This window comes from Aequorivita aquimaris (genome assembly GCF_001573155.1).
Classification (GTDB): Bacteria; Bacteroidota; Bacteroidia; order Flavobacteriales; family Flavobacteriaceae; genus Aequorivita; species Aequorivita aquimaris.
Genome location: NZ_JRWG01000012.1, coordinates 55,720 through 68,295 on the forward strand (window position 1 = coordinate 55,720; position 12,576 = coordinate 68,295).

The 12,576-nt window shown below is 38.1% G+C and carries 12 protein-coding genes and 1 tRNA gene; 11 read left to right on the forward strand and 2 right to left on the reverse strand.

Annotated elements, in window-relative coordinates; genetic code table 11:
* Window positions 1-64: 64 nt before the first annotated feature.
* From porK to LS48_RS13715, 5 genes are all read left to right on the forward strand, one after another.
* Window positions 65-1,438: a T9SS ring complex lipoprotein PorK/GldK gene (porK, locus tag LS48_RS13695; protein ID WP_062623062.1), complete on the forward strand. Its 1,374-nt coding sequence runs from the start codon at window positions 65-67 to the stop codon at window positions 1,436-1,438.
* 65 nt (window positions 1,439-1,503) lie between these two features.
* Window positions 1,504-2,151, forward strand: a complete 648-nt coding sequence (gene porL, locus LS48_RS13700; protein WP_062623063.1) for a type IX secretion system motor protein PorL/GldL — start codon at window positions 1,504-1,506, stop codon at window positions 2,149-2,151.
* Window positions 2,152-2,195: 44 nt separating this feature from the next.
* A complete protein-coding gene (gene porM, locus LS48_RS13705; RefSeq protein ID WP_062623064.1) occupies window positions 2,196-3,770 on the forward strand; it encodes a type IX secretion system motor protein PorM/GldM in 1,575 nt (524 codons plus the stop codon).
* A gap of 22 nt (window positions 3,771-3,792) precedes the next feature.
* Window positions 3,793-4,692, forward strand: a complete 900-nt coding sequence (porN, locus tag LS48_RS13710) for a type IX secretion system ring subunit PorN/GldN (RefSeq protein WP_062623065.1) — start codon at window positions 3,793-3,795, stop codon at window positions 4,690-4,692.
* A gap of 79 nt (window positions 4,693-4,771) precedes the next feature.
* The gene (locus tag LS48_RS13715) at window positions 4,772-5,815 is read left to right on the forward strand and encodes an NAD(P)/FAD-dependent oxidoreductase (RefSeq protein ID WP_062623066.1); all 1,044 of its coding nucleotides are present in this window, start codon (window positions 4,772-4,774) and stop codon (window positions 5,813-5,815) included.
* Window positions 5,816-5,825: 10 nt separating this feature from the next.
* Here the strand turns inward: LS48_RS13715 and LS48_RS13720 are convergent, their stop codons facing one another.
* Window positions 5,826-6,212, reverse strand: a complete 387-nt coding sequence (locus LS48_RS13720) for a DUF983 domain-containing protein (protein WP_062623067.1) — start codon at window positions 6,210-6,212, stop codon at window positions 5,826-5,828.
* Window positions 6,213-6,271: 59 nt separating this feature from the next.
* On the opposite strand from LS48_RS13720, the gene LS48_RS13725 reads away from it, so the two are divergent.
* From LS48_RS13725 to LS48_RS13740, 4 genes are all read left to right on the forward strand, one after another.
* The gene (locus LS48_RS13725) at window positions 6,272-8,182 is read left to right on the forward strand and encodes an ABC-F family ATP-binding cassette domain-containing protein (RefSeq protein ID WP_062623068.1); all 1,911 of its coding nucleotides are present in this window, start codon (window positions 6,272-6,274) and stop codon (window positions 8,180-8,182) included.
* Between the two features lie 81 nt (window positions 8,183-8,263).
* On the forward strand, window positions 8,264-9,991 hold the full coding sequence (locus LS48_RS13730; RefSeq protein WP_062623069.1) for a patatin-like phospholipase family protein: 1,728 nt from the start codon (window positions 8,264-8,266) through the stop codon (window positions 9,989-9,991).
* Between the two features lie 5 nt (window positions 9,992-9,996).
* A complete protein-coding gene (locus tag LS48_RS13735; protein ID WP_062623070.1) occupies window positions 9,997-10,179 on the forward strand; it encodes a CPXCG motif-containing cysteine-rich protein in 183 nt (60 codons plus the stop codon).
* Between the two features lie 46 nt (window positions 10,180-10,225).
* On the forward strand, window positions 10,226-10,579 hold the full coding sequence (locus LS48_RS13740; protein ID WP_062623071.1) for a SpoIIAA family protein: 354 nt from the start codon (window positions 10,226-10,228) through the stop codon (window positions 10,577-10,579).
* Window positions 10,580-10,587: 8 nt separating this feature from the next.
* Here the strand turns inward: LS48_RS13740 and LS48_RS13745 are convergent, their stop codons facing one another.
* On the reverse strand, window positions 10,588-12,135 hold the full coding sequence (locus tag LS48_RS13745) for an AsmA family protein (RefSeq protein WP_062623072.1): 1,548 nt from the start codon (window positions 12,133-12,135) through the stop codon (window positions 10,588-10,590).
* Window positions 12,136-12,248: 113 nt separating this feature from the next.
* Here LS48_RS13745 and LS48_RS13750 point away from each other — a divergent pair.
* Together LS48_RS13750 and LS48_RS13755 are read left to right on the forward strand one after the other, a co-directional pair.
* A tRNA-Met gene (locus LS48_RS13750) sits at window positions 12,249-12,321 on the forward strand.
* 31 nt (window positions 12,322-12,352) lie between these two features.
* Window positions 12,353-12,576 (forward strand): GIY-YIG nuclease family protein (locus LS48_RS13755; RefSeq protein WP_235811041.1); only part of this gene is annotated, 224 nt, incomplete at its 3' end.

A 12,576-nucleotide genomic window follows, 5' to 3' on the forward strand; every position in this document is an offset into this window, starting at 1 on the left:
TGTTTTTTTGAAATTTTATAGATAGGTTTACGCCCTTGAATCTCGAAATTTAACCTAAATACCTATGAAGAAGTTTATTGCATTAACTGCGATCGTTGCCTTTTTGTTCAGTTGTAACTCCGGAGACCGAGGAGAACTGGTGGGGGCAAAAGGTAAAAAATGGTATCCTCAAAAGCCTTACGGAATGACGCTTATCCCAGGTGGATCCTTCATCATGGGTAAAAGTGATGATGATTTTGTTGCCGTGAACGATGCGCCAACAAAGACGGTTACCGTACGTTCATTTTATATGGACGAAACTGAAATAACCAATTCTGAATATCGCCAATTTGTTAACTGGGTTAGAGATTCTACAGTAAGATTGCGTCTTGCTATTATGGCCGATGAGGTGGGTGCAACCCCTGGAGATGGAGGAATCGGTGAATTTGCTTTTGTTGATCAAGAGAATGAAGAGATGACGCCATACCAACAGTATATGTATGACAATTACTTTGGGATGGGTGAAGATTATTACGCCGGTAGAAAACTGAACGATAAAGTAGATTTGATTTGGGACACTTCAGAATACCCAGACGAATACTATTCTGAAGTAATGGATACAATGTATATTCCTACGGAAGAAGCCTATAATGGTCAACGTACCATTGATGTTAGTAAGTTGAATTTCCAATATACCTATATGGATATTGAATCTGCAGCAAGAGACAAAACCAAGAGACGAAAAGACTTCATCAAAAAAGAAGAATTGAATATTTATCCAGATACTACAGTGTGGATTAAGGATTTCAACTATTCATATAACGAGCCAATGCACAACGATTATTTCTGGCACGAGGCTTATGGCGATTACCCTGTTGTTGGCGTTAGCTGGAAGCAAGCAAAAGCATTCTGTGCTTGGAGAACTTTGTATAAGAATTCATACCAAAAATCTAAAAAGAAGAATTTCGTAAACTCTTTCCGTCTTCCCGGTGAAGCAGAGTGGGAGTACGCTGCTCGCGGTGGTCTGGAGTCGGCAACCTATCCTTGGGGTGGGCCGTATGCTAAAAATGACCGAGGTTGTTTTATGGCAAACTTTAAGCCTTTACGTGGCGATTACGCTGCAGACCAGGCGCTATATACAGTTGAGGCTAAATCTTATGAGCCTAATGATTACAACTTATACAATATGGCAGGAAACGTTTCGGAATGGGTGGCTTCTTCGTATGATCCCGCTTCATATGACTACACCTCCACTATGAATCCAAACGTTAATGATCCCGATAATATGCGAAAAGTAGTACGCGGTGGTTCGTGGAAAGATGTTGCATATTTCTTACAAGTAAGTACCCGTGATTATGAATATGCAGACTCTGCCAGAAGCTATATCGGTTTCAGGACTGTACAGGATTACATGGGAACTGATGTTGTTCTTAACCAAAACTTTGGCGATGCTCGCTAATATTCCCTTATTTACTAAACTAAAATAACCTTAATCAAAAACTCTCAACTAAAAATTTAAGTATTATGGCACAATCAAGATCATCAAAAAAATTATTTAATATGGCCTATGGCCTTGGGGCATCTATTGTAATTTTAGGAGCGCTTTTCAAAATTCTTCACTGGGAATTAGGTCCCTTAAATGGAGGTCTTCTTTTGGCAATTGGGCTTATTACCGAGGCAATTATTTTCGCAATCTCTGCTTTTGAGCCAGTAGATGACGATTTAGATTGGTCATTGGTTTATCCTGAATTGGCTGGTGGAACCGCACAAGAAAGAAAAAAGAAAGAGCCTGAAGATGCACAAGGACTTCTTTCTAAAAAGTTGGATGAAATGCTTAAGGAGGCTCGTATCGATTCAGAGTTAATGAACAGTCTTTCAACCAGCATCCGTTCTTTTGAAGGTGCCACAAAAAGTATGGCGCCTACTGCTGAAGCAATGAACTCTACTAAAAAATATAGCGAGGAAATGGCATTGGCAGCAGCTCAAATGGATTCTTTGAACAGCTTGTACAAAGTACAGATTGAGTCTACCAGCCGTCAAGCAGAAGCTAACCAAGCAGTTGCTGAAAATGCGGAACAATTAAAACAACAAATGCAGCACTTGGCTACCAACCTTTCTTCATTGAACGGTGTTTACGGAGGTATGCTATCTGCAATGACTAATAGAAACTAAGATAGGTTTTCACCTTAATTATTAATCTTTAAAAAAGAATAAAAATGGCAGGAGGAAAACTATCCCCAAGGCAGAAGATGATTAACCTGATGTATCTGGTTTTCATCGCAATGCTTGCACTGAATATGTCCAAAGAAGTATTATCGGCTTTTGGACTACTTAATGAAAAAATATCTGACGCAAATGTGGCTACTTCACAGCGTAACACTGCTTTTATGGAAGGTTTGGCTATAAAGGCCAGTGATGAACCTGCACAATATGCAGCTGTTGAAGCAAAAGCAAAGGAAATTTCCCAAATTTCTGATGAGTATGATGCATACCTTACTACTCTTAAGTCCGCTTCACTTGAAAATATTGAAGACCCGACAGACTATGAAGTAATGGACAAGCCGGATTACTTTAACAATTTGTTCTTTACCGGAGATAAATACAAAGAAGGGGGACAGGAATTTTTGAATAAAATGGATGAATATCGCACAAAAATGATAGCGGTTCTATCTGATACCGCTCTTGCAAAAGTGGCCGGTATAGAAGATATCAAAAAATCTATTGAAGCAAACTTTTCTACAGCCCCGGTAACCAATCGTGACGGAAAGGAAGTAGCTTGGTTAAATTATAACTATGAAGGCTTTCCTCTAGTTGCATCTTTGACTAAATTGACACAAATTCAAGCAGATATTAAAACAACTAAAAGCGAAGTTTTACAAAGAATGCTAGCAGGGCAACAGGCAGCTGCACTATCGTTCAGTAATTATTCAACCTTATTGGAAACTTCAAAGTCTGCGTACTACTCTGGTGAAAAATTTGATGGAGCAATTGTATTGGGTCGTACAGATGAGAGTACTAAACCAAAAAGAGCCGAATTGACTTTGGACGGAAGAAAACTTGTTGAAGGTACAGATTATACTTTTGAAGGTGGTAAAGTGAAATTGAATGTAAGCGCTGGCTCACCGGGTGACCATAAAATTGAAGGAATCCTTTACTATGGTGAAGGAGGAGAGGAAACTGAAGTAGAAGTTAATAGGTCTTTCGCAACAATTTCATTGCCTAATTCTGCGGTAATAGCAGCTGATAAGATGAATGTTGTTTACCGTGGTGTAGATAACCCAATGACGGTTTCTATTCCAGGTATTCCCGATAATAAGGTAAATGCATCAGCACCAGGACTTTCAAGAGTATCAGGCAGCAAATATGTAATGCGACCAGGATCTGGTAGAACAGTTACAATTTCTGCAACAGGTACATTACCTGATGGAAAACCTGTAGGTTCAAAATCTGAGTTCCGTATTAAGGATATTCCACCACCAGTTGGCGCCATTCGTGGTGAAACTGGAATTGTGCGTATGGAGCGCGGCGGTCTTGAAATTTCTTCGGTATCTGCAGTATTGCCAGATTTCGATTTTGATGTAAATCTTAATGTTACAGGCTTTAGTTTTAAAGTTTCTGGACAACCAACCGTTCGTGTAAACGGAACTAAGTTGGATGGAGCTGCCAAAGGTGCTCTAAGAAGGGCTGGAAGAGGTGAAACTGTTCAAATTTTTGATATCAATGCAAATGTTGCCGGTAGTGGCGTAATGCTTAAGAAAACATCTCCAGTTATTATTGAATTGACAAACTAATTTTAGTATAAAACCCTATAGTATGAATTTGAAAAATGTTGTTTTATGTGTTTTTGGTCTTGGAATGGCCGCTAGTGCTAGTGCACAAGTGAACATTTTGAACGCTAAAACCCCTGAAGATATAGGCAAAAAGACTGAAGCGCAGATTGCTTATGATAATGATGAGCCATTACCTTATGGTTACACGGATGAGCGCGATGTGTTGTGGTCCAAAACTACTTGGGAAATTATTGATCTTGATGAAAGAGTCAACTTTCCTTTGTATTACCCTATTGATACAAACAACATTGGTGCGGACAGACGCTCTCTTTATGATGTTTTGGTAAAAAACATTAAAAATGGAAAAATAGAAAGCGTTTACGCAGATTCCTATTTTACTGAAAAGCGTACCCTACAGGATATCGAAGCTTCCTTGGTTTATAGCGATACTACCGATTTGGGTATCGAGCAGTATAACGCTGAAGGAACCGTAGATCCACAATACGTACGTCGTTTTTCTTTAGATGCTGGCGATATAGAAGAGTGGCACATTAGAGGCTATTGGTATCTAGACAAGCGCCAAGGTGAGCTTAAATATCGTATGTTGGGAATTTGTCCAGTAGCGAATGAAGCACGTTCCAAAGCATTCCCGGAAGATGGAATTGATTCGAAGGTTGAGCTTTTTTGGGTATGGTTCCCAGGCGCACGTGAAGTTTTACACGAGGCAAAAGCTTTCAATAGAAAAAATACATCGCAACCCATTTCATACGACCACTTGTTAAATTCACGACGTTTTAACGCCGTAATCTATAAAGAAGATAACGTACAGGGCGATAGGGATGTAAAAGATTACATCAATGATAATGCGCTTATGCAATTGTTGGAGTCTGAAAGAATCAAAGAACAAATACGTAACATAGAAATAGATTTGTGGAATTATTAATCAATTAGTAAAACCATACTTTTAAGAAAACCCTTCAAGTTTCATTTTCGGAAATTGAAGGGTTTTTTATATCACAATAATGATTGAAAAAGATTACATAATCGTAGGGCTCGGGATTGCGGGAATAACTTTGTGCGAACAGCTCCAAAGCAACAGGAAAAGCTTTGTGGTGATTGATAGCGGCGCAGAAGGATCTACGGCAAAGTCTGGCGGGGTTTTTAACCCAACAGTGCTTAAACGCTTCACGGCGGCTTGGAACGCCTCAGCTTTTTTTCCGGTGGCGGTTAATTTCTATAAAACCCTGTCGGGAAAGCTTGGAAAAGATTTTTTTGTTGAAACTCCAATTTTTAGAATTTTCAAAAGTGTGGAAGAGCAGAACAATTGGTCTGTTGCAAGCGATAAAAATGAGCTCCGGCAATTTCTTTCCTCAGAATTTTTAAAGAATGATAATCCCGCTATCGAAGCTCCTTTCGGATATGGAAAAATTTTGGGTACGGCCCAAATACAAACCGATATTTTACTTTCAGAGTATCGAAATCTTCTTTTAAAAGCAAATGGTTTGCTTGCGGAAGTATTTCAATACAATGACGTTTTTCAAAAAGAAAACGGAGTGGTTTATAAAAACATTTCAGCAAAGAAAATCATTTTCGCCGAAGGCGCCCAAGCAGTTGAAAACCCCTTTTTCCCAAAGCATACGTTAATTGGAAACAAAGGCGAATACCTAATTATTAAAGTTCCGGAACTTAAGCTGAAAACGCTTTTAAAAGGCTCCGTATATGTAATTCCAATGGGGAATGACCAATACAAAGTTGGGGCAACATACAGCCGTGATGATTACAGCCTTCATACTACAAACGAAGCAAAAGAAGAAATACTATTAAAATTGAAAACCGTTATTAATTGCCCTTTCCAATTAATAGGACATACTGCGGGTGTAAGGCCCACTACCAAGGATCATAGGCCCTTACTGGGAAGCTTTAAAGAAAATCCGAATTTTATATTTTTTAATGGTTTGGGCTCTCGCGGTTTTTTGATGGCGCCCTTACTTTCGGAAATCCTTTTTAATTATTTGGAAAATGATACACCCATACCAACGGAAATGGATATTCTAAGAATGGTTTAAAATATTCTATTTAGGCTTCAGCCTTATTTTTGTCATACTTCATAAAAAAGTTGATCCAAATATTTCGGGAAACTCTTAAAATAAGCGGAAGCATTAAAACCAAAGTCACTATTATCGCCAAAAATGTATAATTTCTATCCAGCCCGATAAAAAAATAGGCAATTATAAAAGCTGCAACCGCAATGGCCACACCCACCGCATAACTTACATACATGGCACCGTAAAAAAAAGAAGGCTCAATTTTAAATTTCGTGTTGCAATGGCTGCAACGTTCGTGCATTTTCAAGGCTTTTGAGAGTTTGTAAGGATTGCGTTCTACGTACATTTCACCTTTATGGCACACTGGGCAAGTTCCCGTAAAAATACTGTAGAGTTTGGAGCCTTTAAGGAATTGCATAATCGGTTTTTTTAGCAATGCAAAATTAAGCATCTTTGCAGAAATTTTAGCGCTTTATAATGGTCAATATCCACAATTTATCGGTTTCCTTTCAAGGCGACTATTTGTTTGAGAAAATTACCTTTCAATTAAAACCCGGAGACAGGGTGGGTTTGGTAGGCAAAAATGGCGCAGGCAAATCAACGCTTCTAAAAATAATTGCTGGCGAACAGGAATATGACAGTGGACAAATAGCGACTGATAAGGAAATATCCATTGGTTTTTTAAAACAGGATATTGATTTTGAAAAGGGAAGAACTGTTTTGGAGGAGTCTTACGAAGCCTTCACGGAAATTAAAAAACTTGAAAAGCAGCTTGCTGAAATCAATAAACAATTATCCGAGCGCACCGATTACGAAAGCGATGGTTACCACCAATTGATGGTTGATTTGAATGAAGTGCAACATCAATATGAGATTCACGGCGGTTATAATTATCAAGGCGAAACCGAACGGATTTTGCAGGGTTTGGGTTTTCAACGGGAAGATTTTACAAAACTGACCGAAACCTTTTCCGGCGGGTGGCGTATGCGTATCGAACTTGCCAAACTTCTGCTTCAAAACAACGATATTTTACTGCTGGATGAGCCTACAAACCACTTGGATATTGAATCTATTCTTTGGTTGGAGGAATTTTTAAAAGGATATGCGGGCGCCGTTGTAATCGTTTCCCACGATAAAATGTTTTTGGACAACGTGACCAATCGTACCATTGAAATTTCCCTTGGAAAAATTTACGATTTCAACAAACCATACACCCAATATTTAATTCTTCGGAATGAACTGCGCGAGCAACAGTTGGCTTCGCAAAAAAACCAGCAAAAGCAGATTGAACAGACTGAAAAATTGATTGATAAATTCCGTGCAAAGGCCAGCAAGGCAACCATGGCGCAGTCGCTAATCAAAAAATTGGACAAGATTGATCGTATTGAAGTAGATGAAGACGACAATAGCGTGATGACGCTGCGTTTTCCCGTTTCAATTACGCCGGGAAAAGTTGTGATAGAAGCCGAAAATATTTCCAAAAACTATGGAGATAAAAAAGTTTTAAAAAATGTTGATCTTTTGGTAGATCGCGACAGCAAAATTGCTTTTGTGGGCCAAAATGGTCAAGGAAAATCTACTTTGGCAAAAATAATTGTAGGTGAGATAGAATACGGTGGGAAATTAACTTTGGGCCATAATGTACAGATTGGGTATTTTGCACAGAATCAAGCTGATTATCTGGACGGAAGCAAGACGGTGCTAGACACGATGATTGATGCGGCCAATGAAAAAAACCGAAGCCGTGTGCGCGATATTTTGGGCTCCTTCCTTTTTCGCGGCGATGAAGTTGAAAAATTTGTTCGCGTACTGAGTGGTGGTGAGCGAAACCGTTTAGCATTGGCAAAACTATTGTTACAGCCCTTCAATGTTCTGGTTATGGATGAGCCCACAAACCACCTCGACATAAAATCCAAAAACGTATTGAAGGATGCGCTGAAAAGTTTTGAGGGAACTTTGATTTTGGTTTCCCACGACCGTGATTTTCTGCAAGGTTTAACCAATAAGGTTTACGAATTTAAAGACCATAAAATAAAAGAATATTTGGGCGATATTGATTACTTCCTTGAACAGCGAAACCTCCAAAATCTTCGGGAGGCTGAAAAAAAGACGGTGGTTTCCGAAGTAAAAGAAAAGAGAACCGCAGGCGAGGAATATGAAATTCAGAAAAAACTGAAATCGGTAAAAAACAAGCTCAGCAACGTGGAATCGGCAATTTCTTCTTTGGAAAAAGAGATTGCAACTATTGATACCGAACTTCTTATAAATTACGAGGAAACCATTGCAAAGCCACACTTTTTTGACAAGTACCAAGAAAAGAAAAAGAAGCTAAAAAAGCTGATGGAAGAGTGGGAAGTGCTTCAGGAAACAGTGGAATCCCTATCCTAAAAACAGGAAAACCCTGTAATTTCTTTCGATTATTTATCTTAACTTGTTTTTTTTTAACATGTTAAACAAATCGTGGGGATTATGGAAAACGAAAACACATTCAAACTTTGTATCACTATGGCCGGGGCGGTATCTGCGGGAGCCTATACTGCTGGCGTTTTGGATTATTTAATTGAAACGCTCGACCTTTGGGAAAAGGCCAAGGAAAAAAACAGAAAACTTGGCATTGCCCATCCAGACTACGACCACACCATCCCAATGCACCAAGTGGAAATTGACGTTATAAGCGGCTCTTCGGCAGGTGGAATTTCGGGCTCGTTGACATTTATGGCCTTGGCCGACAAAAAGTTCAAAAGTTTCAATAAAGACAATCCCTCAGGAACCGATAATATTTTCTACAAAAGCTGGGTAGATATGGGCAACACCGCTGAAAATAGTACGGTGGACAAACTGCTGAACAATAGTGATTTAAAAGAGTACGGCGAAGTACGTTCCCTGCTGAATACCCAAGCAATAGATGTAATTGCCGATGAAGCGTTGGCGGTACGTGAGCAACGTGAAATTCCGAAATACGCCTCAGACAGTCTGGACGTGATTTTGACTACTACCAACCTGCGCGGTATCAACTTTATGGTAAATTTTGATGATAGCGGGCGCGATACTTCAAAAGGAACGGTTATCACAAATCACGGTGGTTTTTTCAGATATAAGTTAAAGAATGATAAATATCCCACCGGGATACCTACAAAGGAAGACGAACTGTACTATGTGCTCGATCTTTCAAACGAAACACATCTTCAATATTTAAAGGATGCCACGTTGAGTACCGCAGCATTTCCAATTGGTTTAAAATCACGGGAGGTTGCTATTTCTGCGGAATACATAAAACGGTACCCGAAATATTTGTTCAATAAATCCAAGGGCATCGAACCACTTTTACCTGAAGGTGCTATTTATAAATTCAACTCTGTGGATGGAGGCGTTATTAATAACGAACCCTACGGAATTGGACTGAAAGTTTTGCGGGAAAAGAACCCAAAGAGTATTGAAGCTTGCAAGTATGGAGTAATAATGATAGATCCGTTTCCGAACAAAGATCACGATGTTGCTGAAAGCGGCAGTGGAATTATGAGCATAGCAGGAGGGCTTTTAAAAGCGCTTCGCAATCAAGTAATGTTCAACCAGGATGGAATTTTGGACGCGCTGGACATGACCGATAGAACTAAGTTTTTAATAGAACCCGTTCGTAAAATTGAAAAGGACGGGAAGTGGGTTCGTCCCAAAAATGATTTGGCTGCTGCTCCCATCGGTGGATTTGCAGGTTTTTTGAGCCGTGATTTTCGGGAGCATGACTTTCAGTTGGGCAGAAAAAATTGTCAGGTTTTCTTACGGTATTATTTTGCGGTAGCTTCTGAAGATATTGAAAAACGCTTGAGTATTGTTCCCAATAGTGCAATTAAGGATCGATATCAGTTTTCGGTGCCGGCTATGGACCCGAACGGAGAAAAATTCTTTCCAATCATCCCTGATATGCGCGTACTGCGGAATTTTGACAACCAGGTGGATAAAATAAACTACGGAAAGGATGCCGAAATTCAGGATTTGCCATACCCAAAATTATCCTTTTCAGAATTTGAAAGCCGTTACAAATCCAAAATCAAGGATAGAATCGGGTTGATAGTGAAACATTTGCTGAAAAATAAGTTTCTTTCTTTTTTGGCAAATTTCTTTTACGCAAAAAACGCAGGGTATAAATTTGTAAAAGAAGCCCTGGAGAAAGAGCTGGGGGAAAATGATTTATTGAAATAATAGCTATGTACGAACACTTTTTTCAATGCCCACATTGTTGGGGAGAAATTTCAATGTTGCTTGATACTTCGGTTCGGCATCAAAAATATATTGAGGATTGTGAGATTTGTTGCAACCCCATTGAATTGGAAGTAACCTTTCAAGATGGCGAACTTATTGGCTTTTCAGTGAACAGTATTGGTCAGTAAGTTTTAATTTCATAAATTTATAGAAACAAACCCGACATACTTCCCTATGATCTCCTCTTTCACGCTTGCAGATAATATTATTGGTTTTATTGTTGATGGCCCGTATGATGAAGGTTCAGTAGAAAAAATCCAAATAGAAGTAAATAATAAACTTGAGGTGTATGATAAGGTGAGTTTATATATTGAAGATACTATTAATGCAGATATTTCACTTAAAGCTGTTATTAAAAGTTTACCGTTTAAAATTAAAACCGGAAACCGTTTTGATAGGGTGGCTGTAGTGACGGATCGTAAATGGTTGCAGATTGTAAGTACGCTCGAAAAGCTTTTTTTCAATGCCGAACTTCGAATTTTCCCTACACAACAAAGACTGGACGCTATACAGTGGATCAGTCATTAAGCTTTTGTTTAAATTAAAATTTTAATAAGAGCTTCCTTAACGTTTATCCACAAAAAATTAAAAACTGATTTAGATTTGTTACGAGTGGCATTTGCTTTTCCTTCTTTGTAAAACTCATCTTTTTTCTCGCTGTTTTTTGAAATAAAGATATTAGCTATCGTAGAGAGAAACTTATTTTTGTCTTTTCCATCTTTTTGCAACAAAATTACCTTAAAGTCTGAATAGTTTATTTTCATATCTATTGTTGAGCTGGTATTATTTCCATCAATTGTAAAATAGGTTTTATTGGTGTTGCCTTCCAGCATTACTTTTAGATTTGGCTCTGTAAAACTGTTTAATCTTTCAGCAACAAGCTGTCCCACTTCAGCCCTAAATTGAAACTGGTCTTCCATATTTTGAACGTCAAAACTCCAATTTACTGTGATTGGGGTTTTTCCCATAAAATTGGATTTTATTTCTATTTCTGTTTTGGTAGGGCTTTTATAAGTGTTGCTCACGTTAGCCATTTCGGCATTTAAGTTTTCAAAATTGATAGATCCCCCCATATTTTCTGCATTTTGGCGTTCTTCGTATTTAATTTTTCCATCGGTTATTTTTAAAGAATCTACTGTTAATTCAAATGGCAAATCACGAAGCATTTTACTGTACAATGGTTTGGTCTTTAGGTCATCGACCACTAGTTTGTCTCGGTATATTTCAAGCGACGGAGCGGTTAATGAAATCATAGTGCTTTTTGCAAAGAATCGATTGTGCTTAAAACCGAAATCAATAGAATTAATAGAAACTGAATTAAGCGACAAATTATAATGATCACGCTCTTTAGTAATCAATCTTGAGAGTTTCCTTTTTGAATATTTCGTTTTAAGGGTTAGATCATTAAACTTGGCATTTCGGTTTTCTATTCTAAAACCTTTCGCTGTAAGATTTTCATAAGGGCCAAGTTTTACAAAAACCGTATCGCTTTTGGCTTTATAGGTTTTGTATTCAATTGGTATTTTTTGGGTGATGGTCTTTTTGTCGATTTTTATTCCGTCAAGTTCAACTGAAAGCCCTTTTGTATATAGTTTTGTAGAATCTTTTCCTTTTTCGAAAATAGCCAATTTTGTATTGTTGATTTTTAAGTTTTCTATGATAATCGGCTTGTAGATTGAAACAAAACTGTTTCTGCGGGAATCTTCATTTTTTTCTATTCGGTTTTCGTAATGAGCTATTGTGGGACTTTCCAGTGAAATATTCTCTATATGAATTTCTTCATTGAATAAATAATTCCAATAACTGATATCAGAGATTTTAAGTTTCTCCACATTAACGAAAGTATGCTCTTGGTTGTTTTTCTTGTTTCTTATAATAAGAGAAGCATTGGTGATAGAAAGAGAACCGCCAAAAGTTTCAACAGTGATATCGTCATAGGAACGAATCATGTTTTCTGGCAAGCGTGTTTTTATAAAATCTTCAAGCTTGTTTTTCAAGATAATATTTATAGAAACAGTACCGATAATGAATACTGCTCCCAAAGCTAGAACAGTGTAAACAATTTTTTTAAAACTCCTTTTCATAATTTAAATATAGACAAAGTAAGGAAGTAAAAATGGGCGATTCTTTATTTTTGAAAAATTTAGTATTTCTTCCTTGTAAACTCTAAAAAGCTTCGTATCTTTGCCGTCCATATCGCGGGATAGAGCAGTAGGTAGCTCGTCGGGCTCATAACCCGAAGGTCACAGGTTCGAGTCCTGTTCCCGCTACAACATAGCCCCAAGGAAACTTGGGGCTTTTTTGTTTTTTGCATATATGGAAGAATACGTGGTTTACATACTGGCTTCGTCTAAAACGGAAAAACTTTATAAGGGCCATACCTCAAACCTGATCGAACGTTTTAAATCGCATAATGCACTTTCGGAAAAAGGTTGGACAATCCGTTATAGGCCTTGGAGGGTGGTCTTCGTACGTTTTTTTAAGACCAAAAAGGAGGCCATGTGTTTTGAAAAATACCTCAAGAC

Bases quoted from the DNA above. Each gene is read 5' to 3' on its own strand.
- porK (WP_062623062.1), top strand. From the start codon at position 65: ATGAAGAAGTTTATTGCATTAACTGCGATCGTTGCCTTTTTGTTCAGT.
- porL (WP_062623063.1), top strand. From the start codon at position 1,504: ATGGCACAATCAAGATCATCAAAAAAATTATTTAATATGGCCTATGGC.
- porM (WP_062623064.1), top strand. From the start codon at position 2,196: ATGGCAGGAGGAAAACTATCCCCAAGGCAGAAGATGATTAACCTGATG.
- porN (WP_062623065.1), top strand. From the start codon at position 3,793: ATGAATTTGAAAAATGTTGTTTTATGTGTTTTTGGTCTTGGAATGGCC.
- LS48_RS13715 (WP_062623066.1), top strand. From the start codon at position 4,772: ATGATTGAAAAAGATTACATAATCGTAGGGCTCGGGATTGCGGGAATA.
- LS48_RS13720 (WP_062623067.1), bottom strand. From the start codon at position 6,212: ATGCAATTCCTTAAAGGCTCCAAACTCTACAGTATTTTTACGGGAACT.
- LS48_RS13725 (WP_062623068.1), top strand. From the start codon at position 6,272: ATGGTCAATATCCACAATTTATCGGTTTCCTTTCAAGGCGACTATTTG.
- LS48_RS13730 (WP_062623069.1), top strand. From the start codon at position 8,264: ATGGAAAACGAAAACACATTCAAACTTTGTATCACTATGGCCGGGGCG.
- LS48_RS13735 (WP_062623070.1), top strand. From the start codon at position 9,997: ATGTACGAACACTTTTTTCAATGCCCACATTGTTGGGGAGAAATTTCA.
- LS48_RS13740 (WP_062623071.1), top strand. From the start codon at position 10,226: ATGATCTCCTCTTTCACGCTTGCAGATAATATTATTGGTTTTATTGTT.
- LS48_RS13745 (WP_062623072.1), bottom strand. From the start codon at position 12,135: ATGAAAAGGAGTTTTAAAAAAATTGTTTACACTGTTCTAGCTTTGGGA.